Source organism: Nonomuraea sp. NPDC001699 (genome assembly GCF_053596455.1).
In genome coordinates, this window is sequence record NZ_JBSFGF010000029.1 from 19,985 (window position 1) to 40,743 (window position 20,759).

The window sequence follows — 20,759 nt, forward strand, 5'->3', positions numbered from 1 at the left end:
ACCGCCCGGCCCACCGCGCCCCCCACTCGCCCGCCTCCGTGCGACCCGCTTGCGGCCTACTGGCCGGTCGAGTGGTCCGTGCGTCGGGCGGCGGCCTGGCGGATGAGGTCGGCGAAGGCGCGGACGGCGGGTGTGTCGCGGGCGGTCGGCCAGAGGATGCCGTACTCGATCGGCGGGGCGTCGTCGAGGGGGACGTGGACGATGCCCGGGTGGGCGAAGTAGGGGGCGGCCCACAGGCAGGTGGGTGAGACGCCCTTGCCGCTGCTGACCAGCGGCAGGATCTCGTGCCAGTAGGTGGCGACGGGCCCCCTCGGCACGGCCCGGCCGGACGGGGTCGCGGACGGGTAGTGGTGCTCGTGCCAGTAGGCCGGGACGGCGCCGCCGCCCACGGTGATCATCGGCTCGGCCGCGTAGTCCTCCAACGAGACCGAGGCACGCTCGGCGAAGGGGTGCCCGACCGGGACGATGAGCGCGCGGGGCGCGCTGAAGACGACGGGGCCGACCGTGACGTCGGGTTCGTCGATCGGGAGCTCGGTGAGCTGGAGATCGAGGGCGCCGGCGCGCAGCGGGCCGAGGGGATCGTAGAGCTGGACCTCGGTGACCTGCACCTGGGCGGCCGGGTTGCGGACGTGGAGCAGGTCGGCGGCGGCGATGAGGATCTCGGCGCACCAGGGGGCGGAGTAGCCGGCGCGGAGCGTGCCGGTCAGGCCGCGCGCGGCGACGCGGGCCTCGGCGACGGCCCGCTGGATCTGCCGGTGGCCGGGGAGCAGTCCGTCGCGCAGTTGCCGGCCGATCGGGGTGAGCGTGACGCGGCGGCTGGTGCGTTCGAACAGCGGGGCGCCGATGGTCCGCTCCACCTTCTTGATGATCTGGCTGACGCGGCCCTGGGCCAGCCCGAGCCGTTCGGCCGTACGCCCGAAGTGCAGCTCCTCGGCCAGCGTCAGGAATGCCTCGATCTCTTGCCGTTCCATCGCCTTGACCTCGATCGATTAGTTTGCATCACCGATTCTGCCGCAGATCGTCCTTGTTCCGGACAACGGAATCTTCGATTGTGGATATGCCGGAACGACGTCGACACGTCCGGCCCGATCCCCTTTCGCGTGCGCCCCTTGCGGAGCACTGCCACCGGACAGGAATCGTATGACCCTCTCCGTCACATCTCCTCCCCATCTGACCGCGCTGCGACGGCATTTCGCCGACCTGCGCGACCACCTCCATGACCGGCCACCGGGCCGCCCGGCCCGGACCCGGCAGGACACGGATCTGCTGTTCCTGCGAGCGGTGCCGCTCATCGATCCGCACGCCCGCCGGGCCCTGGAGGAGCTGAACACCCACCTGCTCCTCGAAACCGGGCTGACCAGCGCCACCGGCGTGCGTCGGACCCTCGAACGCGGCCTGGACGCCCTGTGGGAGCTGTCCTGGCCGGCGCAGCGGGCCGCCGGCGTGAACCCCGTCCGCCTGCACGCCTTCCACGGCGCCGGATTCCACCTCCCGCACCTGCAGGGCGGCACCGTCGGCCAGTGGCCGCTGAACGTCACGACCGAGGACGACGCCGCGGCGGAACTGCCCACACTGCGGGCCATCGCCTCCGCAGACCTGCACAACCTCGTCTTCCAGAGCGACCTCGGGATCATCCCCGCCCTCACCGGACCGGCCCCGGCATAACCCCGGCCGTACCCATCGACCGATCAAGGAGCAAGTCATGTTGTTGCAACGACCGGGCGCCCACACCGTGCCCGACCGCATGAGCGGGCGAGCCTGGGCGATGTTGCTCGTCCTGTGCGGCGCCATCTTCCTCGAAGGCGTGGACGTCTCGATGATGGGCGTCGCCCTGCCGTCGATCCAGGCCGAGCTGGGCATGACCACCGGCGAACTGCAGTGGGTGGTCAGCGCGTACGTGCTCGGCTACGGCGGTTTCATGCTCATGGGCGGCCGCGCCGCCGACCTGCTCGGCCGCCGTCGCATGTTCCTGTTCTGGCTGGCGGTCTTCCTCGTCTTCTCCGGGGTGGGCGGGTTCGCCACCGAGGGCTGGGCGCTGATCCTGTCCCGCCTGGTCAAGGGCATCGCCGCGGCCTTCCTCACCCCCGCCGGCCTGTCCGTCATCACCACCGGCTTCCCCGAGGGCCGGCTGCGCAACAAGGCGCTGCTCGTCTACGCGGGCACGGCCGCCGCCGGGTTCTCCCTCGGCCTGGTCGTCGGCGGCCTGCTGACCGCGATCAGCTGGCGCTGGGTGTTCTTCGCGCCGGTCCTGCTGACCGCCGCGATCCTCGCCGGGGCGTTCGTTCTGGTGCCGAAGGACGACCGTTCGGCCCGTTCCCGGTCCGGGTTCGACCTCGCGGGCGCGATCAGCGTCACCGCCTCGGTGTTGCTGCTCGTCCTCGCCGTCGAACGGGCCGCGCACACCGGATGGGTCACGACGGCGCTCCTGCTGGCCGCGAGCCTGGCGTCGCTGGCCGCGTTCGTGCTCATCGAGCGCAGGTCACGTTCTCCGCTCGTGCGGCTGGGCATCTTCCGGTCCGGTCCGCTCGTCCGCGCGAACCTGGGCGCCGTCCTGTTCTCCGGCTCGTTCTTCGCCTTCCAGTTCATCGCGGTGCTCTACCTGCAGCAGTTGCGCGGCTGGTCGCCGTTGGAGACCGGGCTGGCCCTGCTCGCCATCGGCGTGGACGCCGTCCTGGCGCCGACGCTCACTCCCTGGCTGGTCAACCGCTTCGGCAACGTCCGGGTGATCTTCGGGGGGTTGCTGCTGGCCGCGGCGGCCTACGCGCTGTTCCAGCCGATCGCCCTGGACTGGACGTACGCCGCCATGTTCCCGACCATGATCCTGCTCGGGCTGGCGTTCGCGCTGGTCTACGGGCCGCTGACGATCGCCGCCACCGACGGGATCGCCGAGGAGGAGCAGGGCCTGGCGGGCGGCCTGCTCAACACGTCCTTCCAGTTCGGCGCGGGTCTGGGGCTCGCGGTGGTCACCGCCGTCGCCACGGCCGCGACCGCCGGCCGTACCTCGCCGCAGGGGATGCTCGACGGCTTCCACACCGCGCTGTACGTGCCGATCGCCGCCGCCGCGCTGGGCGTGCTGGTCACCGCCTTCGGCCTGCGCCGCACCCGGCCGGCCGCCGACCTCGGGAGCCGTTCATGACCGTGCGGGTACGATCGTTCGCCGAGATCGAGAACGAGTTCAACGCCTCCATCGGCCGGATCGGCTACGCCACCATGGTCACCGTCGACGCCAAGGGACGGCCGAGGACCAGGGTGCTGATCCCCGTCTGGGAGAACGTCGACGGCCGGCCGCTCGGCTGGCTCGCCACGTACAGGACCCCCGTCAAGGCGGCGCACATCGCCGGGAACCCGCACACGAACTTCTCGTACTGGATGCCCGGCAACGACTCCGTCGCCGTCGACACCGTGGCCGAGTGGGTGGACGACCTGGCCGTCAAACGCCACGTGTGGGACCTCTACCGGCGGACCAGCCCGCCCGGGGCCGGCTACGACCTGGGCGACTTCTGGCGTTCGCCCGCCGATCCGAAGCTGCACGTGCTGCGCCTGGACACCTGGCGCGTCCAGGTCATCCGGGGCATGGACCTGCGCAGCCGCATCTGGCAGGCCACGGACAAAGCCTGAGAGGCCCCCGGACACCGTCAGGGACCCGGCAGCGGGATGATCTTGCGGTACTTCCCGCCGGCCGACTGCTCCGGCGGCTCCCCGGCACGCTCGATCGTGACGTGACCGGCTCTGTGCTCGGTGAGCAGGTGAACGACCCGGTCACGGGCGGCCTGCCACACCCGGTCCGCGTCGGCGCCGCCGGCGACCCGCAGGCGTACCCGCAGGACGGTGGGCGCGGTCTGGACGAGCTGGAACTGGTCCATGCCGGGCACGGCCAGCGCGGTGCTGAAGGACATGGGGGAGATGCCGACCCGCTCGCCGCCCTCGGCGGGGAAGGTGAGCAGATCGGCCGCGCGCCCCTGCACCTGGACGGCCGGCAGCGGGTTGCCGCAGGGGCAGGGGTCCGGACGCATCAGGACGCTGTCGCCGAGGTCGTAGCGCAGGATCGGCTGGACCCGGTTGGCGAGGTTGCTGATCAGGACGGTGTGCGAGAGCTGCCCGGGCGGCACCGGCCGGTGGTCGGCGTCGACCGGCTCCAGGACGACCCAGTCGCTGTTGACGTGGTACCAGCCCTCCCGGCAGCCGGACGTGAGGAAACCGCACTCGCCGCAGGCATAGGCTGCGCGGACCTGCGCGCCGAACGCGGTGGCCAGGCGTTCCCGGGCCTGCGGGCTCAGCGTCTCGCCGCCGGGGATGACGAGCGCCGGACGGATGCGCAACCGCCCGGCCTCCTGTTCCCCCGCCAGCAGCGTGAGCAGCCCCACGAACCCCGCGACGCTCGCCGGATCGAACCGGTTGAGCTCGTCGACCATGCTCTCCATCGACTGGTCGGTCGGGACGACCCGCATCAACCGGCCGAGCCACGGCCGGTCCAGGGCCGCCCGTGCCGGCCCGGCGAGGGTGGCGAAGTGGCCGCGCGGCGCCGTGACGACGGCGGTACGGCCGGCGCGGGCGAGGGTGCGCAGCACGTCGCGGGCCGACAACCCGGCGCCGGTGCGCAGCCCGGTGGCGGTGTGGACGGCCAGGCAGTGGTCGTCCTGCACGAACAGGCCGCGCTGCCCGCTGGTGCCGGTGGTCGTGGTGACCAGGTAACGGCCGAGGAACCGGTGGCCCACGAGATCGGGGTCGGCCACGAACGCCTCGACCCGCTCACGGGTCACCTCGCGGTCGGTGGCCCAGTCGTCGAAGCGGGCCATCAACGCCTGCTTGCCGGTGACCGGGAGCAACTCCGGGTCGTCGGCCCCCTCCGGCAGGTCGTGGTACAGCTCGCGGTAGTAGGGCGAGTGGGCGCGGGCGTGCCGCACCAGTTCGGCCAGCCGGGCCCGCCGCCGCCGCGCGATCGCCTCAGGGCCTTCCCGTACGGCGCGCCGCATGTCGCGGGCGAGCCGCCGGACGCTTTCCCCCATGATCGTCGCTCCTGTCTCCGGTGATGCGTCAAGGGCCAGGGGTGGGCGGCGGCACCGAGAGCAGGCCGCGCATGGCGACCTCGACGCCGTGCCTGGCGGCCGCCCACAACTCCTCCTGCGACCGGCCGAGCCGGACGCTGGCCAGGCCCGCCTGCTGAATGGCGCCCATCAGGGCCCCGGTCATCGCGGCCGCGGTGACCGGGTCGAGGCCGGGGAACGCCTTCAGCAACTCGTCCGTGACGCGCTGCTGAAGGTCGAGCAGCAGGTAGAGCCCCTTGGCCTGGAGCGCCGGTGTGGTCAGGGCCAGCCGGGTCACGCCGGCCAGCTCCTCGGCCTCCTTGACGGGGACCTTGGGCCGGCGGTGGGCGGCGTACAGCTCGACGGCCCTGGCCAGCACCTCGCCGGGGCCCTCCGCCGGGCGGCGGTCCGCGATGGCCCCGGCCAGCACGTCGAAGTCGCGTTCCAGGTCGATGAAGAGCACTTCGTCCTTGGTGCGGAAGTAGTTGAAGAACGTCTTGGGGTCGACGTCGGCCGCCGCGGCGATCTGCGTCACGGTGGTCTGCTCGTAGCCCTGCTCCTCGAACAGGGCGATGGCCGCCGACACGATGCGCTGCCGGGTCTCCCGCTTCTTCCGCTCCCGCCGCGACTCCTGCATGCGGGTAAATGTACTCTCGCTAGAAACTTCCAGCAACTGGAAGTTTTGCTGATTCAGAGCGTGCCGAGGTCGACCGCGCCCGGCCATGGCGTCGAGTCCGGCGTCATTGGGGGTGCAGCCAGTCGCCCTCCTGCCCGTCGCGGGTGTTGTACTCGGGGCGCTGCCGGCCGAGACCGACGCGCTGCCGGCCACCGTTCTGTGCGAGGCCGCCACCAACGTCGTACGCCACTCCGCGGCGCGTACCTGCCACGTGGAGGCGCACGTCCGGGACGGACGGGTGCGGCTGCGGGTCGCCAACGTCGGCCACCGCCCGCCCGGCGAGGAGGGAGCCTGCGGGTCAGTTCGCTCGGCTGACGGTGGCCGACGCGAGCTCGTCCGGGGCCGCGTCCTTGAGCGTGAACCCCGCCACCTCGGCGGCGATCCCGCGCCGCAGGTTCGCCGGCCGTCCGACGGCATCACCCGGCGTCCTCCCTTCCCGCCGAAGGACCTCCGCACCTCAACGCCGGGTTCAGCGCTGTGACAGGAACGGCAGCAGCCGGCCGACCTCGTCGTCGACCGCCTGCCGCTCCTCCGGCGAGAGGGGACGGAACGGCGTCACCCGTACCTCGCCCGCGGTCCAGGACCAGGTGCCGCGGACGAAGCCGTCGACGAGCACCGTGGGCAGCACCCTGGCCTGGCCGGGGGCGACGTGCCTGCGGTCGGCGTCGGCGACGATGCGGCCGCGGTCGGCGTGGCCCAGGAGGGCGTTGTCGTAGGCGGGCAACAGCCGCACCGGGGCAGGGGTGTCGGGGTCGGGGAGCGGCGCGTCGGGCAGGTCGAGCAGTCGCCGGCCGTCGGGGCCGGTGTGACGGCGCAGCTCCGGGCCCATCTCCGCGACGATCTGGTCCAGCCGGGTCAACCCGGACCACGCCTGGACGTCCGCCACGGTGGCCGGGCCGAAGGCGGCCAAGTAGCGGCGGATCAGGTCGCGGACGGCGGCGGGGCGGACGGCGTCGACCGGGGCGGCGCCGACCGTGACCGACGAACGGGTGCCCCAGCCGCCCCAGGACGCGGTGGCCGGATCGTGGACGAGCGGCGTGCGCAGCTCGATCTCACCGGCCAGGACCCGGCTGTCGCGGCCCGGGTGGAGCGCCGCGAGGCGCCTGGCCAGCTCCTTTCTGGGCAGCGGCCCGGTCCGCAGCAGGGCGCGCCCGTCGGCCACCAGCGTGCCGGCGTCGAGCCCGGCGTTGTTGCGCCGGAAGTGCGCCGAGCCGGCGGTCCGGTTCAGGACGGGCTGCAACACCGGCCGCAGCCGGCGGAAGTCGTCGGCCACGGTGAGGTGCATCGTGCTGCGCAGGAAGCCGGAACGCACCACCCGCCCCTCGGTGAGCAGCGTGGTGAGGTCGGCGTGGGTGAAGCGGCGGAGCCGGGTCCACAGGCCGACATAGGGCCAGTTCGGCTCCTGCGCCTGCATGGCGACCAGGTGGCCGATCACCTCCAGGGCCGGCAGGCCGGACCGCTCCAGCAGAAACTGCCGCTGGAGCAGGGCCCGGTTGAGCGCCCGGCGGGACAGGGCGGTCATGCCAGCCGTACCGAGACGTTGCCCCGGTACTCGCCGCGCAGCATGGCCAGGAACGCGCCGGGCACGCCGTCGATGCCGGTCTCGACCACGGTCCGCGGGTAGACGAAACGGCCCTGGTCGAGCGCCGTGCGGAAGTGGCGGTGCCAGGCGGCGACCTGGTCGGGCGTGTGATGGCAGGAGAACGGCAGCAGCTCGACCCCTCTGGCCAGGGCGGCGTCGCGGTCGGGCTCGGGGAAGCGGTCGGTCGCGGCGCCGAGCTGCGTGGACAACGATCCGCACAGGGCGAACCTGGCGCCCGGCGCGGCGGCCTCCAGCGCGGCGTCGTACAGCGCGCCGCCCACGGTGTCGAAGAAGACGGTGACGCCCTCCGGGGCCAGTTCCCTGAGCGCGGCGGCCGGGTCGTGGTGGTAGTCGAAGGCGGCGTCGAAACCGAGCTCGTCCACGAGGTAGTCGGCCTTGGCCTGGCTGCCCGCGCTGCCGATCACCTTCCTGGCGCCCAGGTTGCGGGCGATCTGCCCGGCCAGCGAGCCGACGCCGCCGGCCGCGCCGGAGACGAACACGACGTCGTCCTCGCCGACCTCGGCCACGTCCGCGATGCCGTGGTAGGCGGTGGGGCCCTGGCCCAGGTGGTAGCTCGGGTCGGGATAGGCGGCCGGGTCCAGCTTGACGTACGAGGCCGCCGGCCCCGCCGAGTACGTGCTCCAGCCGCTCATCGACTGGACCAGATCGCCCTCCTTCAGTGCGGGGTCGGCCGAGCTCAGCACGGTGCCGATCGCCGTCACGCCCACCCGCCGGCCGGGCTGCCAGGCCGGGATCGGCAGGTGGCAGTCGGCCCGCATGAGTTCGAGGTAGGTGGCGGCCAGCCCCAAGTAGTCGGTGCGGACGACGACGTCGCCCTCGATCTCCGTCCGGGCGACGGTGAAGTGCTCGGGGCCGGGGACGCCGGCGATCTGGGCGGTCAACTGGATCTCGTGGTTCATCATGGTGTCCACCGTAGAGAGGCTTCCGGTCAGTTTTTGACCGGAAGTGCCCGGACAATGGACCTATGGCCAACACCAGCTCCCGCACGCTCACGCTCCTGTCCTTGCTCCAGACGCACCGCCACTGGCCGGGGGCGGACCTCGCCGATCGGCTGGGGGTGTCGGAACGCACGCTGCGCCGGGACGTCGATCGCCTGCGTGAGCTGGGATATCCGGTACGCGCCTCCCGGGGCACCGACGGCGGCTACCAGCTGGAGCCCGGGGCCGTGCTGCCGCCGTTGCTGCTCGACGACGAGGAGGGGGTCGCGCTGGCGGTCGGCATGGGAGACGCGGCGCAGAGCGGGATCGCGGGGCTGGACGAGGCGGCGGTGCGCGCGTTGACCAAGGTCGTGCAGGTCCTGCCGCCTCGCCTGCGGGCCAGGGTGAACGCGCTGCGCGCGATGACCGTCTCGGCGGCGTCCGCCGGGCCGGTGATCCCGGCGGAGGTGCTGACGCTGATCGCCCAGGCGTGCCGGGACCAGGAACGGCTGGGCTTCCGCTACACCACACGCGGCGGCGCGCAGACCGAACGTGAGGTGGAACCCCATCGCCTCGTCGCGCTCGGGGGCCGCTGGTACCTGGTGGCCTACGACCTGACCAGGCACGACTGGCGCAGCTTCCGCCTCGACCGGCTGGCGGAGCCGCGCAACACCGGCGCCCCCTTCCTGCCGCGGTCGCTGCCCAGCGGGGACGCCGCCGCGTTCGTACGCACCGCGGCCCAGGTTCCGGCCGCCCGCACGGTCGTCGCGCTGGTTCACGCACCCGCCGAGCACGTACGCCGGATGGTCGGCCAATGGGGTGAGATCGAACCGGTCGGCCGGGATCGATGCCGGCTCACGATGATCTCCACCAGCCTGGACTGGCCCACGCAGGCGCTGGGCAACGTCGGCGCCGCGTTCGAGGTGCTCCAGCCGCCGGAGTTCGTCGCTCACCTGAGGGACTGGGGCACCCGGTTCCTCGACGCCGTCGAGAAGTCGCCTGCTCCCGCCGAAACCTGAGGTCACAGGGCAAGTTGAAAACAAATCGCCAGACTGGTTTTATGGATGCATGGCCGGGAGGTTCCCGGCGAACCCCCCTCTGAAGGAGCAACCATGAAGCTCACCCAGGCCGCCGCGGCGACGTTCGGTCTCGACGACGACTCCTGGAAGCGGCACGCCAACGCCTGGAGCGTGTGGACCCGGATGGCCGGCCTGGCGCCGATCCTGCTGCCGATCTACTTCCGCGACGAGCTCGGTTGGTGGGCTTTGGCCCCGGTCGCGGTGGGCGTGATCTGGATGTGGCTCAACCCGCACGCGTTCAAGCCGGTCCACGAGCCGCGCAGCTGGGCGTCGAAGGGCATCTACGGCGAGAAGATGTACGCCGCCGACCACTCCCTGGCGGCCGAGGCGCACCGGCCGGCCATCCGGTGGCTGATCGCCATGGCCGCCGTCGGCGCCGCGATCATGGTGTACGGCCTGGTCCGCGTCGAGGCATGGCCGGCCGTCTTCGGCTGGGCGCTGATCTTCGTCTCCCAGCTGTGGCAGATCGACCGCTTCGTCGCCATCTACGAAGAAGGGCTGCGGCGCGGCGCCGCCGAGTGACTCCCGCCCCTGACCGGAAGGCCGCGCCCGACCGCGTCCGCACGCGCCCGTGAAACCATATGAACGATCTGTTCGCCTGAAGGAAGGACCGTCTTCGATGCCGCCCGCGTTCACCGCCGAGGAGAAGACCCGCATCAGCGCCCTGCTGCTGGCGACCGGCCGGAAGCTGTTCACCAGCCAGGGGCTGCGCAAGACGTCCCTGGAGGAGCTGATGGCCCCCACCGGAGTGGCCAAGAGCAGCTTCTACGTGTTCTTCGACTCCAAGGAGGCACTGTATCTGGAGCTGATGCTCCAGCAGGCGGGCGAGGTCAGGCGCCGGGTCATCGACGGCGCGCTGCTGAGCACCGACGACCCCCGCGAGGGGCTGCGCCGCTTCCTGCACGCCACCATCGACGAACTGGCCGTCAACCCGCTGTGGCGCCGCCTGATGACCCATCCGGAGGAGATGCAGGCCGTGGCCCGCAAGCTGGAGCCTGAGCGGATCGCCGCCATGTCCGACAGCCCCGCCACCGCCCTGGTGGAGTACGTCGCCGCCCACCGGGCCGAGGGCGAACTGGTCGCCGTCGAACCCGCCGTCATCATCGGCGTCCTGCAGTGCGTGCTCCTGGTGCCGATGTTCGGCGAACGGCTCGGCGACCCCGCCCACCATCCCAAGATCCTCGACCTGCTCATCGACATCGTCGCCGCCGGCCTCACCCAGGCGGGCACGGCGGGTGGGTGAAGGGGCCGGGAGGCGGTCGCTTCCCGCCGGGTCTCAGACCGTCTCTCGCGTCAGGCTCTCGCACAACGCCCACACCCTGTCCTGGTTGCCCCGATCCAGGACACTGGCCGGCCACTCCACGCGGCGGCACTTCATGCTGAAGTAGGCGCCGTTCACCCCCTCCACCTCGGCGCTGGAGGCCAGGTGGATGCTGGAGCGGGCCGGCTTGCTCAGGTCACCGAAGAGCCGCGGCGCGGCCACCCGCAGCAGCGGGACGACCGGCCGGTAGAGGTAGGGGAATCCGGCAGCCGTCATCGACCGGTTCATCGGCGTGTGGCCGTGCCCCGGGTAGGCCACGTTGACCGTGACGCCGGTGCCGGCGACCCTTTCGGCGAAGCGCAGGCTCATCGCCATCAGCATCGTCTTGGTGTGGTTGTACTGGCTGAACGTCCACCCCAGATAGCGCCGTTCGGCCTGCAGGTTGTCCGGTTCGATCGGCCCGCCGGGGATGCCGCCGGTGATGTTGACGACCCGGCCGCCGAGCAGCGGCAGCAGCAGGCGGGTGAGCGTGAACGGCGCCAGCACGTGGGCGGCGAAGGTGACCTCCACGCCGTCCTCGGTCAGCGTACGGCGGGGCGGGCTCGCGCCGACGTTGTTGACCAGCACGTCCAGCCGGTCGCAGCGCTCGGCCACCTGGGCGGCGAGCGCGGCCACGTCACGGCGGCGGGTCACGTCCGCCGCGACGCCCTCGGCCTGGCCGCCGGACGCGCGCAGTTCGTCCACCGCCTGCCGGACGCGTTCGGGGTCGCGGCCCACCAGGATCACCCGGGCGCCGAGCGCGGCCAGCCCGCGCGCCGTCTCCTTGCCGATGCCCCCGGTGCTGCCGGTGATCAGCGCGGTCTTTCCTCGCATGAGACCCTCCTGTGTAGAGCGTTGCACTCAATATGGCATCGAGTGCCACATACGGCAATGGGTGTAGAGTAGTCGTCCATGGAAGGTCTGCGGGATCGCACGAGGCGCGCCGTACGCGTCGAACTGGCCACCCGGGCGCTGGAGCTGTTCGCCGAGCGCGGGTTCGACGAGACGACCGTCGACGACATCGCCCAGGCGGCCGGCATCTCGAAGCGCAGCTTCTTCCGCTACTTCCCGAGCAAGGAGGACGTCGTCTTCGGCGAGGTCGAGACGATGGCGGAGCGGGTCGCCGAGGAGATCTCGGCCCGGCCGCCGGGGGAAGGGCCCTGGGAGTGCCTGCACGCGGTGCTGCGCGACTGGGAAACGCGGATCAACAGTCAGGTCGAGGTGATGCGGCTCATCGAGTCCACCCCCGCGCTGCGCGCCAGGCTCCTGCAGAAACGCGACCACGCCCGCACCCGGATCATCCAGGCGCTGGCCGAGCGCGGGTTGTCCACGCTGGAGGCGGACCTGGCCGCGACGGCCGCCGGAGCGGTACTCGACGCGGTGGCCCGCGAATGGCTGCGCGCGGACGGCTCCGCCGACCGGCAGGCCCTGGCGGACCGGATCTTCACCCTGCTCCGGCCCGCGTTCCTGAGCTGAGACGCCAGGGGGCCTCCGGCGGCCGGCTCGACACCCGGGCCGGCGTCGTCGTCACCAGGTCACGGGAAGTTCGTACACCCCGTACACCTGGCCGTCGTGCTTGAAGGGGATCTTCTCGAAGTCGGTGGCCAGGGCGAGGGTGGGGACGCGCTTGTAGAGGGTGCCGTAGGCGACCTGCAACTCCATCCGGGCCAGGGGCTGGCCGAGGCACTGGTGGACGCCGAAGCCGAAGGCCACGTGCCGGCGGGCGTCGCGGCGCACGTCCAGCTCGTCCGGCGCGGGGAAGACCTCGGGGTCGCGGTTGCCGATGTCGTTGGCCACGATGATGCCCTCGCCCGCGCGGATGACCTGGCCGCCGACCTCGATGTCCTCCTTGGCCACCCGGCGGCGTCCGCCGTGGGTGATGTTCAGGTACCGCAGCAGCTCCTCCACCGCGCCCGCGATCAGCGCGGGGTCGTCGCCCTCGCGCAGCCGGGCGAGCTGTCCGGGGTGGCGGAGCAGCGCGAGGGTGCCGAGCGCGATCATGTTCGCGGTGGTCTCGTGGCCGGCCACGAGCAGCAGCACGCCCATCTGGGCCGCCTCCTGCCTGGTCAGCTCGCCCGCCGTGACCCGGGCGGCCACCTGCGACAGCAGGTCGTCGCCCGGGTGGTCGAGCTTGCCGCCGACGAGCCCGTCCAAATACTGCCTCAGCCGCCCGCCCGCGGCGGCCCTGTCCTCGACCGACACGTCCCGCTTGACGATGATCTTGCTGTTGTCCTGGAAGAAGCCGTGGTCGGCGTACGGGACGCCGAGCAGCTCGCAGATCACCAGCGACGGCACCGGCAGCGCGAACGCCTCCACCAGGTCGACCGGCTTCGGCCCGGCCAGCAGGTCGTCGATGAGGTCGTCGACGATGCGCTGGACGGCCGGGCGCATGGTCTCGACCCGTTTGACGGTGAACGCCCCTTGCACCATGCGGCGCAACCGGTGGTGCTCGGGGTCGTCCATGAGGATGAAGCTGATCGAGCTGTCGGGGCGTCTGGGGAACAGCGTCGGCAGCGGGTAGCCGGGCCGGGTGATGTCGGAGCTGACCTGCGGATGGCTCAGCACCGCCTTCTGCTCGGCGTACCCGGTGACCAGCCATGCGGTGCCGCCGTCGCGCAGCCGTACCCGGGTCAGCGGCGTGTCCCGCTGGAGCGCCTGCAAGGCGGGCGGCGGGTCGAACGGGCACGCCGCCGCCCTGACGCCGGGGAACTCGGGCAACGTGCCGGCGGTGTCCTGGTCCGGGAGTGCCGTCATGGCGGTGTTCCTTCCGCTCGATGGGTCCGGCCGGCCGGGCCGGTGGTGGCGGGGGCCGTCGGGGCCGGCCAGGGCGCGCGGGTGGCGTGGGCCCGCTCGGCGCTCATCGACTTTCGGCGTGACGCGCCGGCACTCTCCTCTGTCAGATCCAGACAACCAACGCGGGCCGCCTTAAGTCAAGCGCCTGATTTCTGCGCGTGGGCCGGGGGCGTCACAGTGCGGCGGCGCGTTCTCCGGCCGTGAGCACCACCGTGAGGGCGGTGTCCAGCTCGGCCGGATCGATGCCCTCGAAGGCGGCGTCCGTGATCTCGCGCGCATGCGCGTACAGGGCCGCGAAGTAGGCCGCGCCCGCCTCGGTCAGCTCTGCCGTGGCGGGGGCCTTCCCCAGCCGGTACGCGACATGCCCCGCCGCCGCGGCGCGTTCGAGCACCCGTACGGCGTCCGGCCCGGCCAGGTCGAGACGGCGGTCGAGTTCCCTCACCACCTCGTCCGCGGGCAGGGGGGCGGCCGCCTCCTTGAGCAGGGTCAGCAACATCCAGGTGGGGAAGTCCGCGTCGAAGTCCGCGAGGGCGCGACGGTGCAGCCTGCCGATCAGGCGTGCGGTCTCGCCGAGCGCGCGGCCGAGGCTGGGACGCGGTCCGGGGTTCACGGTCATGGGGATCTCCTTCGTGCCGGCGGCGCCTTCTGTTGGTGCCACCAATGATGGTGCCACCAACAATACACATATTTGATGGCCACACCAACAATCGACTAGCCTGGCGACGTGAACCGCGCCCCGCACCCGACTCCCGCCCGGCTGCGCGCCCTGCCGAGCTGGGTGATCAACCAGACGGCGATGGCCGCCAACCGGCTGACCGACCGCGCGCTGGCCGGCACGAGTTCCCGGCGCCAGTTCGCGATCCTGTCGGCCCTCGACGAGTACGGCCCGTCCAGCCAGGCCGATCTGGGCAGATGCACCGGGATCGACCGCAGCGACGTGGTGACGGGCGTCACCACGATGGTCGAGCGGGGATTCCTGCGGCAGCGTCCCGACGCGGCCGACGGCCGGCGCAACATCGTCACGCTCACCCCCGAGGGGAAGGAACATCTGGAGCGGCTCGGCGCCCTGATCGCCGACGCCCAGGACGAACTGCTGCGCGCCCTCTCCCCGGCGGAATCGAAGATGATGCTCGACCTGCTCAGGCGAGTGGTCGCCGACGATCAGGACGCGACGTGAACCGGGGCCGGCGCGTACGGGTTTCCTCGCCGGGCAAGGAGAAATGACTATGGAACAGGAGCAGGTGCGCATCGTAGGCACCACCGACGACCTCGCCGACCTCGCCGGGAGGTTCCCCACGGGGACTCCCGTCCAGATCGACGCCGAGGAGATCGAGCCGGGCCACGAGCCGGGCAGCTCGGCGGGATGGGCGGTCGTGGCCAGAGCCGAGCTGCTGCCGGTCGGCGAGCGCGGCGGCCTCGCGGCGCCGGGCGAGCCGATCGCCACCGGAGAGGCCGACGCCGACGGCAACCGCCCGTTGCTGTTCACGCCCGTGCTCGTCCTGCAGTCGCGCAAGCTCGCCACGCCCGGCCGGTTGGGGCCCACGGCCCGCGCCGCCGACCCCTGCCTGCGCCGCGACGACGCCTACGAGCGGATCGAGCGCGACGGCGACGCGACCCTGTACCTGATGGAAGTGCTGGAAGCGGTCGAGAACCTGCGGGACGAGACCGACGGCGTGGCCACCGACCGCGACCGCCTCCTGCACCCGGCGGCGCGCCGCCACCTGGCCTCGGCCGTCGAAGCCCTGAAGGCGGCGCGCGCCGCGGTGAACGAGGCCACCCGCTTCGGCAACGTGTGCGAACTCGTCCGCGGCGCGGACCATGACGACGCCTGGGCCGGGAAGATCGAGGACGGTCAGCCGTGTGACCCGGCGAACCTGCACGGCCTGCTGGTCGACCTGCCCGGCGGCCCGGCGGGGCGACCGGCCTGCCCAGTCCATGCCGAACTGGCGCGGCGACACGTGCCCGAGGCCACGGTACGGCCCAACCCGCACGCGTAGGCGGACGTCCGGCCGGGGCCCGTCAGCGGTCGTCGAGGAAGGTCAGCACGGCCAGGACGCGGCGGTGGCCGCCGTCGGAGACGGCCAGGCCGAGCTTGGCGAAGATGCTGCCGATGTGCTTGTGCACCGCGTTGTCGGTGATCGTCAGCCGTTCGCCGATCTCGGTGTTGCTCAGGCCCTGGGCCATCCACGACAACACCTCGCGTTCCCGGCCCGTGAGGCTGTCCAGGCCGTCGCCGCGCCCGACCATGAGCTGGGCGATGACCTCGGGGTCCATGACCGTGCCGCCCGCGGCGACCCGGCGGACGTCCTCGACGAACTGGCCCACCCGGCTGACCCGGTCCTTCAGCAGGTAGCCGACGCCGCCGGAGCCGTGCGCCAGCAGCTCGCGGGCATAGACGCGCTCGACGTACTGGGACAGGACCAGGATGGGCAGAGTGGGGTCGGCGCGCCGGAGGGCGACGGCGGCCCTGATGCCCTCGTCGCGGAACGACGGCGGCAGCCGCACGTCGGCGATCACCAGGTCGGGGCGGTGCTCGGTGACGGCGTCCAGCAGGCCGTCGGCGTCCGGCACGACCGCGGCCACCTCGATGTCCTTGCTGGTCAGGAGCAGTTCCAGCCCGGTGGAGAGCAGGACGTTGTCCTCGGCGATCACGACGCGCACGGCAACTCCACGACGAGACGGGTGGGCCCTCCGGAGGGGCTGTCGATGCTCACCGTACCGTCGAGCGCGGCGGCCCTCCTGCGGATGCCGGTGACGCCGGTGCCGCGGCTCTCGTCCACGCCGCCCCTGCCGTCGTCGCTGATCTCGATGCGCAGCACGCGTCCCGACGCCAGCCGTACGGCGACGCGGGCGGCGCCGCTGTGCTTGGTGGCGTTCGTGACCGCCTCGGCGACGATGAAGTAGGCCGCCGTCTCGACCGCGGCGGGCACGGCGCCGAGGCCGCTCACGTCCGTCTCGACGGGCAGGCCGGCCTGCGCCGTCACGGCGGACACCGCGCCGGCCAGCCCCCTGTCGGCCAGGATCGGCGGATACATCGTGCGGATCACCTGGCGCAACTCGGTCATCGCCTCCTCGGTTCCCTCATGCGCGTCCTTCAGCAGCCGGCCGACGGGCCCGCCGTCGTCGTCGAGCGCCTCGCGGGCCATCGCCAGCCGCATCGCGATGGCGACCAGCCGCGCCTGCGTGCCGTCGTGCAGGTCGCGCTCGATGCGGCGCAGCTCGGCGGCGTGCGCGTCGAGGACGTTCGACCTGCTCTCGGTCAGCTCCCCGACGCGCTCGGCCAGCCGGTCGGCCTCCGACGGGGCGAGCGCGGCCAGGCAGGCGCGGGCGTGCAGACGGGCCAGCCTCGGCAGCGCCCACCAGGCCAGCGGCGCGGCCAGGACGACCTGTGCGACGCCCATGCCGATCGCCCGCTCCCACCCGGTCACCGGGAAGGCCAGCAGCAGCCGCAGCGGCTCGTCGGCCGGGAACAGCCACCACAGCGGGGCCTCCAGGACGGGGTTCACCAGCAGCCCGGCCACCCCGAGCGCGACCAGCGCGACGGGCAGGCCCACGGCGACGTGCAGCGCCGTCCAGCGCAGGTCGCGCCGGGACCGCGTGCCCAGGAGGAGCTGCCGCCACCGGTCACGCACCCCGGCCGCGGCGGGCGGCGCCGGGCGCGGCGGGACGTCGACCTCCAGCACCGCGCCGGCCTGCACGCGCTGCCATTCGGTCCACCTGTGCAGCACCGCCATCATGCGCGGCACCAGGACGAGCCCCACCCCGCCCACCGGGACGAGCAGGACGCCCGCGACGAGCACCGCCAGCGCGACCATGGCCGCCAGGGCCGACGCGAACACGATCAGGTGATACCGAACAAACCGCCACAGATTCTTCACATCAATTCATGATCTTCCGGGCGGGTAGCTCCATGGCCAGGGACACAATCGTCATCGCCCCCAGAATAGAGGCCGGTACCAGCCACAACGGCCCCGCCGGCAGCGGACGGGCCAGGAAGCCCACGCTCAGCAGCACCAGCGGCACGGCGGCCAGCACCAGCCCCGACGCCGACGCCCCGGCCCCCACGAGCAGCGCCTCCCAGCGCACCACGCGCCTGAGCTGACGCGGGGTCAGGCCGATCGCGCGCAGACCGGCGAACTCCTCGCGGCGCGCGGTCGTCGTCGCCACCAGCCGGTTGGCGACCGCCACCAGCACGTAGGCCAGCAGCACGGCGAGCACGGCGACGTTCACCAGCGTCTGCGCCGAGGCCATGGCGGCCTGCGGTCCCGCGGCGCGGCTGTCGAAGCGCAGCTCGGGGCGGCGCGCGAGGTCGCCGAAGTCGGCGGGACGGGCCAGCACGGCGCTGTCCAGGCCGGTCGTCGTGTGCGCGGTGGCCAGGTCGCGGGAGACCACGATCGGGCCGAACCCGAGGGCCCGACGGTAGGTGGCGGCCACCCGCGCCCGCACCCGCGCGCCGTCGCCCATGATCACGTCCATGGTCTGGCCGACCCGGCCCAGGTGCTCGTCCACCGCGACGGTCTCGCCCTTGAGCCCGGACAGCCGGCCGTCCGCGAGGTCGAGGTCGACCAGGCCCTCGGCGTCCGGGCCGAGCGCCATGGCCGGTCTGGCCATCAGGGCGGGGCTGTCACCGGCCAGGAGCGGCCCGGTCACCACGGTCGTCATCGCCATGCCCGCCGCCTTCGTCCGCGACCGCACGTCGGCCAGCAGGTCGCGCGGGACGCCGCCGAGGCCGGGAGCGCTGATCGTGACGAGCCCGCGCAGGCCCAGGGCGGCCTCGTCGGACTGCGCCCTGGCCATCGTGGTCTGGGTGAGCACCACGCTGAGGCCGAGCGTGACGACCATGCCGAGGGCGGCCACGGCTCCGGCGGTGCGCAGCGCGTACCCGTGGCAGTTGTGCACCGCCAGCCAGAGCGGGCCGGGCAGCCGCGTCATGAGCCGCGAGCCGGACACCGCCCGCGCCGCCCCCTGTACCAGCCGCGGCCCGGCCAGGGCCAGGCCGATCACCGCCACGATCGCGGCGGTGCTCGGGCCGATCACGGCCGCCTCGCTCCGCACGACCAGCGGCATCGCGGACAGCACCAGGGCGGCGAGCATGAGCAGCAACCCCGCGCGCGTCCGCGCCGGCGACGGCGTGCGCGGCTCGGGCAGCCCGGAGACGACCGGCATGCGCGAGACCCGCAGCGAGCCCGCCCAGGCCGCCACCCGCGTGACGCCGAGCAGCAGCAGGGTCGCCGCCACGGCCGGCAGCGGCCCGTGGACCAGCGGCTGGTCCGCGCGCACCAGCCCGATCCCGGCCAGCAGCTCGCCGAAACGGGCGGCCAGGAAGTAGCCGAGCGCGGCCCCGGGCGGCACGGCCGGCAGCGCCGCCGCCACCGCCTGGACGGCCACCAGCCGGCGCACCTGGCGCGGGGTGGCGCCGGCCGCGCGCAGCAGGGCGAGGTCGCGGCGCTGCCGGTTGACCGAGAGCGCCAGGCCGCCACCCACCACGAACCCGACCACCAGCAGGCTGATGCCGCCGATCGAGGAGGGCAGGACCAGCAGCAGCCCGCGGCCCGCCGCCGCGCCCGGCGACTCCGCGTCGGCCCGGTCGCGGCCCGTGGCGTACTCGTAGCCGTCGCCCAGCCGGGTCTTCAGCCGGGCGGCCAGCGTCTCGGGGGAGACGCCGGGCGTCGCCCGGACCGCGACGAGGTCCACCGTCCCCGGCCTGCCGGCCGTCCGGGCGGCCAGCGTGGCGGCGACGTCGTCGGGGAAGTACACGCCCGGGGTGTCCACCACGGCCGTCACCCGGTAGGTGGCGGGCGTGCCGGCCGCCGTCACCCGCAGCCGGTCCCCGACCCGGCCGCCGCTCACGGCGATCTCGTCGGCGGCGCGCGGCGCGCGACCCGCCGTGACCCGGCCGCTCAGCGCGAGCGACGACCATCCGTGCCCGGCGGTCGCGGGATCGGCGGTACGCCCGGCGTCACCGGCCGGGTGTTCCGTTGTCCCGACGACGGCGGCGGGGAAGCCGACGTCGCCGGCCACGGCCGCCACCCCCGGCACCCCGGCGGCCGAGGCGACCAGCGAGCGGGGGAGCCGGGCGCGTTCGGGCAGCGCGATGTCCGGCTCCTCCTTGAGGGGGATCGACTGCCGCGCCGAGACCACCACGTCCGCGCCCGACAGCCGCAGGGGCGGCTGAGCGCGGAAGGCCGAGTCCACCAGCACGCCGGTCGCCGTCACCAGCGCCATCCCGCCCAGCACCGCCGCGAACACCACGACCAGGCCGCCCGCCTTGGCGAGCGCCAGCGCGAGCCTGATCACGCGACCCGCTCCGCGCTCAGCCGGGCCAGCCGGACGGCCAGGTCCTCGGCGCTCGGGGCGGGCAGGACGTCGAGGACCCGCCCGTCGGCCATGACCACGGTGTCGTGCGCGCGGGCCGCGGCGGCCGGGTCGTGGGTGACCATGACGACGGTCTGGCCCAGGTCGTCGACCAGCTCGCGCAGGAGGTCCAGCACGTGGGCGGCGCTGCGCAGGTCCAGCGCCCCGGTCGGCTCGTCGGCGAACACCACGTCCGGGCGCGCGGCCAGGGCCCGGACGATCGCCGCGCGCTGCTGCTGCCCGCCCGACAACTCCGTGGGCCGGTGCCGCAGCCGGTCGCGCAGGCCCATCCGGTCGATCAGCTCGCCGAGCCAGGCCCGGTCCGGGCGCACGCCGGCCATCCGCAGCGGCAACGTGATGTTGTCCTCGACGGTGACGGTCGGCAGCAGGTTGTAGGACTGGAACACGTAACCGAGGTGCTTCCTGCGCCACTCCGTGCGGCGGGTCTCCGACATGCGGGTGACCTCGACGCCGCAGATGGTGATCTCGCCGGAGGTCGGCGGCTCCAGGGCGGCGGCGGCCTGCAACAAGGTGCTCTTGCCCGAGCCGGACGGCCCCATCACGGCCACGAACCGGCCGCGCGGGAAGGCCAGCGAGACGTCGTCGAGGGCGACCACGTCCCCGTAGGTCTTGCTGACCCGCTCCAGCATGACGACCGCGCCCATGCCCGTGCCCGCGCTCATGATCGGCGCCCGGCGAGGTGCAGGACGATGAGCCCGGCGATGGCGCCCACGCCCACCACACCCGCCATCAGCCCGACGGGGTTCAGATCGCCCCGCGTGACGATGTTGGCCACCACGTTCACCGAGGCTCCGCACACCGCCAGCACCCACAGCAGGGCACGCGACACCGGTCGCCGCGTCCGGGTCCGAGGGCGGTGCGCCGAACGGTCATATGTGTCAATTCTGTACGGATCGCTCATGAAGACGACGCTACGGACATCGGCCGCCGCGATGAATCCCGCCAGCAACCGAAAGGACGGTACAGACTGCTGTAGTACGTCAGGCACAAGA

At 73.1% G+C, this 20,759-nt stretch carries 23 protein-coding genes; 10 read left to right on the forward strand and 13 right to left on the reverse strand.

Features of this window, described 5'->3' with window-relative positions:
- Nucleotides 1–56: 56 nt before the first annotated feature.
- The gene (locus tag ACWCSU_RS45665; protein ID WP_364087529.1) at nucleotides 57–971 is read right to left on the reverse strand and encodes a LysR family transcriptional regulator; all 915 of its coding nucleotides are present in this window, start codon (nucleotides 969–971) and stop codon (nucleotides 57–59) included.
- A 169-nt stretch (nucleotides 972–1,140) separates the two neighbouring features.
- Between ACWCSU_RS45665 and ACWCSU_RS45670 the strand changes: the two genes are divergently transcribed.
- The 3 genes from ACWCSU_RS45670 to ACWCSU_RS45680 are packed head-to-tail and all read left to right on the forward strand — an operon-like array spanning nucleotide 1,141 to nucleotide 3,618.
- Nucleotides 1,141–1,665: a hypothetical protein gene (locus ACWCSU_RS45670; RefSeq protein WP_449942622.1), complete on the forward strand. Its 525-nt coding sequence runs from the start codon at nucleotides 1,141–1,143 to the stop codon at nucleotides 1,663–1,665.
- Nucleotides 1,666–1,702: 37 nt separating this feature from the next.
- A complete protein-coding gene (locus ACWCSU_RS45675; RefSeq protein ID WP_449942623.1) occupies nucleotides 1,703–3,136 on the forward strand; it encodes an MFS transporter in 1,434 nt (477 codons plus the stop codon).
- A complete protein-coding gene (locus ACWCSU_RS45680; RefSeq protein WP_449942624.1) occupies nucleotides 3,133–3,618 on the forward strand; it encodes a pyridoxamine 5'-phosphate oxidase family protein in 486 nt (161 codons plus the stop codon). Before ACWCSU_RS45675 ends, ACWCSU_RS45680 begins: the two co-directional genes overlap by 4 nt.
- A 17-nt stretch (nucleotides 3,619–3,635) precedes the next feature.
- On the opposite strand, the gene ACWCSU_RS45685 is transcribed toward ACWCSU_RS45680, so the two are convergent.
- Both ACWCSU_RS45685 and ACWCSU_RS45690 read right to left on the reverse strand, forming a co-directional pair.
- The gene (locus ACWCSU_RS45685) at nucleotides 3,636–5,006 is read right to left on the reverse strand and encodes a hypothetical protein (protein WP_449942625.1); all 1,371 of its coding nucleotides are present in this window, start codon (nucleotides 5,004–5,006) and stop codon (nucleotides 3,636–3,638) included.
- A 28-nt stretch (nucleotides 5,007–5,034) separates the two neighbouring features.
- The gene (locus tag ACWCSU_RS45690; protein ID WP_449942626.1) at nucleotides 5,035–5,661 is read right to left on the reverse strand and encodes a TetR/AcrR family transcriptional regulator; all 627 of its coding nucleotides are present in this window, start codon (nucleotides 5,659–5,661) and stop codon (nucleotides 5,035–5,037) included.
- Nucleotides 5,662–5,773: 112 nt separating this feature from the next.
- Here ACWCSU_RS45690 and ACWCSU_RS45695 point away from each other — a divergent pair, with 112 nt between their 5' ends.
- Complete coding sequence (locus ACWCSU_RS45695) at nucleotides 5,774–6,181, forward strand: hypothetical protein (protein WP_449942627.1); 408 nt, start codon at nucleotides 5,774–5,776, stop codon at nucleotides 6,179–6,181.
- Here ACWCSU_RS45695 and ACWCSU_RS45700 read toward each other — a convergent pair.
- Nucleotides 6,170–7,222 carry a winged helix DNA-binding domain-containing protein gene (locus ACWCSU_RS45700; protein WP_449942628.1) on the reverse strand — a complete coding sequence of 351 codons (1,053 nt, stop codon included), beginning with the start codon at nucleotides 7,220–7,222 and terminating at the stop codon, nucleotides 6,170–6,172. The two genes, ACWCSU_RS45695 and ACWCSU_RS45700, sit on opposite strands and share 12 nt — an antisense overlap.
- Entirely contained in the window at nucleotides 7,219–8,205 is a 987-nt protein-coding gene (locus ACWCSU_RS45705) for an NADP-dependent oxidoreductase (RefSeq protein ID WP_357697202.1), read from the reverse strand. Before ACWCSU_RS45705 ends, ACWCSU_RS45700 begins: the two co-directional genes overlap by 4 nt.
- A 62-nt stretch (nucleotides 8,206–8,267) precedes the next feature.
- Between ACWCSU_RS45705 and ACWCSU_RS45710 the strand changes: the two genes are divergently transcribed.
- From ACWCSU_RS45710 to ACWCSU_RS45720, 3 genes are all read left to right on the forward strand, one after another.
- Nucleotides 8,268–9,239, forward strand: a complete 972-nt coding sequence (locus ACWCSU_RS45710) for a helix-turn-helix transcriptional regulator (RefSeq protein ID WP_449942629.1) — start codon at nucleotides 8,268–8,270, stop codon at nucleotides 9,237–9,239.
- A 93-nt stretch (nucleotides 9,240–9,332) separates the two neighbouring features.
- Nucleotides 9,333–9,821, forward strand: coding sequence for a DUF6653 family protein (locus ACWCSU_RS45715; RefSeq protein WP_357697206.1), 489 nt, complete (start codon nucleotides 9,333–9,335; stop codon nucleotides 9,819–9,821).
- Between the two features lie 97 nt (nucleotides 9,822–9,918).
- Nucleotides 9,919–10,542, forward strand: a complete 624-nt coding sequence (locus ACWCSU_RS45720; protein WP_357697209.1) for a TetR/AcrR family transcriptional regulator — start codon at nucleotides 9,919–9,921, stop codon at nucleotides 10,540–10,542.
- Between the two features lie 33 nt (nucleotides 10,543–10,575).
- On the opposite strand, the gene ACWCSU_RS45725 is transcribed toward ACWCSU_RS45720, so the two are convergent.
- Complete coding sequence (locus ACWCSU_RS45725) at nucleotides 10,576–11,433, reverse strand: SDR family NAD(P)-dependent oxidoreductase (RefSeq protein WP_449942630.1); 858 nt, start codon at nucleotides 11,431–11,433, stop codon at nucleotides 10,576–10,578.
- Nucleotides 11,434–11,511: 78 nt separating this feature from the next.
- Here ACWCSU_RS45725 and ACWCSU_RS45730 point away from each other — a divergent pair, with 78 nt between their 5' ends.
- Complete coding sequence (locus ACWCSU_RS45730; protein WP_449942631.1) at nucleotides 11,512–12,075, forward strand: TetR family transcriptional regulator; 564 nt, start codon at nucleotides 11,512–11,514, stop codon at nucleotides 12,073–12,075.
- Nucleotides 12,076–12,126: 51 nt separating this feature from the next.
- Here the strand turns inward: ACWCSU_RS45730 and ACWCSU_RS45735 are convergent, their stop codons facing one another.
- Nucleotides 12,127–13,353 carry a cytochrome P450 gene (locus ACWCSU_RS45735; RefSeq protein WP_449942632.1) on the reverse strand — a complete coding sequence of 409 codons (1,227 nt, stop codon included), beginning with the start codon at nucleotides 13,351–13,353 and terminating at the stop codon, nucleotides 12,127–12,129.
- A gap of 211 nt (nucleotides 13,354–13,564) precedes the next feature.
- Nucleotides 13,565–14,008 carry a hypothetical protein gene (locus ACWCSU_RS45740; RefSeq protein WP_449942633.1) on the reverse strand — a complete coding sequence of 148 codons (444 nt, stop codon included), beginning with the start codon at nucleotides 14,006–14,008 and terminating at the stop codon, nucleotides 13,565–13,567.
- Between the two features lie 108 nt (nucleotides 14,009–14,116).
- Between ACWCSU_RS45740 and ACWCSU_RS45745 the strand changes: the two genes are divergently transcribed.
- Both ACWCSU_RS45745 and ACWCSU_RS45750 read left to right on the forward strand, forming a co-directional pair.
- Nucleotides 14,117–14,569 carry a MarR family winged helix-turn-helix transcriptional regulator gene (locus tag ACWCSU_RS45745; protein ID WP_449942634.1) on the forward strand — a complete coding sequence of 151 codons (453 nt, stop codon included), beginning with the start codon at nucleotides 14,117–14,119 and terminating at the stop codon, nucleotides 14,567–14,569.
- Nucleotides 14,570–14,618: 49 nt separating this feature from the next.
- The gene (locus ACWCSU_RS45750; protein WP_449942635.1) at nucleotides 14,619–15,389 is read left to right on the forward strand and encodes a hypothetical protein; all 771 of its coding nucleotides are present in this window, start codon (nucleotides 14,619–14,621) and stop codon (nucleotides 15,387–15,389) included.
- Nucleotides 15,390–15,411: 22 nt separating this feature from the next.
- Here ACWCSU_RS45750 and ACWCSU_RS45755 read toward each other — a convergent pair whose 3' ends face one another.
- From ACWCSU_RS45755 to ACWCSU_RS45775, 5 genes are read right to left on the reverse strand one after another with little or no spacing between them, the layout of a single operon-like run.
- Nucleotides 15,412–16,053: a response regulator transcription factor gene (locus tag ACWCSU_RS45755; protein ID WP_364087486.1), complete on the reverse strand. Its 642-nt coding sequence runs from the start codon at nucleotides 16,051–16,053 to the stop codon at nucleotides 15,412–15,414.
- The gene (locus ACWCSU_RS45760; RefSeq protein ID WP_364087484.1) at nucleotides 16,041–17,231 is read right to left on the reverse strand and encodes a sensor histidine kinase; all 1,191 of its coding nucleotides are present in this window, start codon (nucleotides 17,229–17,231) and stop codon (nucleotides 16,041–16,043) included. Before ACWCSU_RS45760 ends, ACWCSU_RS45755 begins: the two co-directional genes overlap by 13 nt.
- 40 nt (nucleotides 17,232–17,271) lie before the next feature.
- Nucleotides 17,272–19,689, reverse strand: coding sequence for an FtsX-like permease family protein (locus tag ACWCSU_RS45765; RefSeq protein WP_449942636.1), 2,418 nt, complete (start codon nucleotides 19,687–19,689; stop codon nucleotides 17,272–17,274).
- On the reverse strand, nucleotides 19,686–20,429 hold the full coding sequence (locus tag ACWCSU_RS45770) for an ABC transporter ATP-binding protein (protein WP_449942637.1): 744 nt from the start codon (nucleotides 20,427–20,429) through the stop codon (nucleotides 19,686–19,688). Before ACWCSU_RS45770 ends, ACWCSU_RS45765 begins: the two co-directional genes overlap by 4 nt.
- A complete protein-coding gene (locus tag ACWCSU_RS45775; protein ID WP_357707812.1) occupies nucleotides 20,426–20,596 on the reverse strand; it encodes a hypothetical protein in 171 nt (56 codons plus the stop codon). Before ACWCSU_RS45775 ends, ACWCSU_RS45770 begins: the two co-directional genes overlap by 4 nt.
- Nucleotides 20,597–20,759: the final 163 nt, after the last annotated feature.

What these genes read in the sequence shown, in the direction of transcription:
- ACWCSU_RS45665 (WP_364087529.1), bottom strand. Translation starts at nt 971, where the DNA reads ATGGAACGGCAAGAGATCGAGGCATTCCTGACGCTGGCCGAGGAGCTG.
- ACWCSU_RS45670 (WP_449942622.1), top strand. Translation starts at nt 1,141, where the DNA reads ATGACCCTCTCCGTCACATCTCCTCCCCATCTGACCGCGCTGCGACGG.
- ACWCSU_RS45675 (WP_449942623.1), top strand. Translation starts at nt 1,703, where the DNA reads ATGTTGTTGCAACGACCGGGCGCCCACACCGTGCCCGACCGCATGAGC.
- ACWCSU_RS45680 (WP_449942624.1), top strand. Translation starts at nt 3,133, where the DNA reads ATGACCGTGCGGGTACGATCGTTCGCCGAGATCGAGAACGAGTTCAAC.
- ACWCSU_RS45685 (WP_449942625.1), bottom strand. Translation starts at nt 5,006, where the DNA reads ATGGGGGAAAGCGTCCGGCGGCTCGCCCGCGACATGCGGCGCGCCGTA.
- ACWCSU_RS45690 (WP_449942626.1), bottom strand. Translation starts at nt 5,661, where the DNA reads ATGCAGGAGTCGCGGCGGGAGCGGAAGAAGCGGGAGACCCGGCAGCGC.
- ACWCSU_RS45700 (WP_449942628.1), bottom strand. Translation starts at nt 7,222, where the DNA reads ATGACCGCCCTGTCCCGCCGGGCGCTCAACCGGGCCCTGCTCCAGCGG.
- ACWCSU_RS45705 (WP_357697202.1), bottom strand. Translation starts at nt 8,205, where the DNA reads ATGATGAACCACGAGATCCAGTTGACCGCCCAGATCGCCGGCGTCCCC.
- ACWCSU_RS45710 (WP_449942629.1), top strand. Translation starts at nt 8,268, where the DNA reads ATGGCCAACACCAGCTCCCGCACGCTCACGCTCCTGTCCTTGCTCCAG.
- ACWCSU_RS45715 (WP_357697206.1), top strand. Translation starts at nt 9,333, where the DNA reads ATGAAGCTCACCCAGGCCGCCGCGGCGACGTTCGGTCTCGACGACGAC.
- ACWCSU_RS45720 (WP_357697209.1), top strand. Translation starts at nt 9,919, where the DNA reads ATGCCGCCCGCGTTCACCGCCGAGGAGAAGACCCGCATCAGCGCCCTG.
- ACWCSU_RS45725 (WP_449942630.1), bottom strand. Translation starts at nt 11,433, where the DNA reads ATGCGAGGAAAGACCGCGCTGATCACCGGCAGCACCGGGGGCATCGGC.
- ACWCSU_RS45730 (WP_449942631.1), top strand. Translation starts at nt 11,512, where the DNA reads ATGGAAGGTCTGCGGGATCGCACGAGGCGCGCCGTACGCGTCGAACTG.
- ACWCSU_RS45735 (WP_449942632.1), bottom strand. Translation starts at nt 13,353, where the DNA reads ATGACGGCACTCCCGGACCAGGACACCGCCGGCACGTTGCCCGAGTTC.
- ACWCSU_RS45740 (WP_449942633.1), bottom strand. Translation starts at nt 14,008, where the DNA reads ATGACCGTGAACCCCGGACCGCGTCCCAGCCTCGGCCGCGCGCTCGGC.
- ACWCSU_RS45750 (WP_449942635.1), top strand. Translation starts at nt 14,619, where the DNA reads ATGGAACAGGAGCAGGTGCGCATCGTAGGCACCACCGACGACCTCGCC.
- ACWCSU_RS45770 (WP_449942637.1), bottom strand. Translation starts at nt 20,429, where the DNA reads ATGAGCGCGGGCACGGGCATGGGCGCGGTCGTCATGCTGGAGCGGGTC.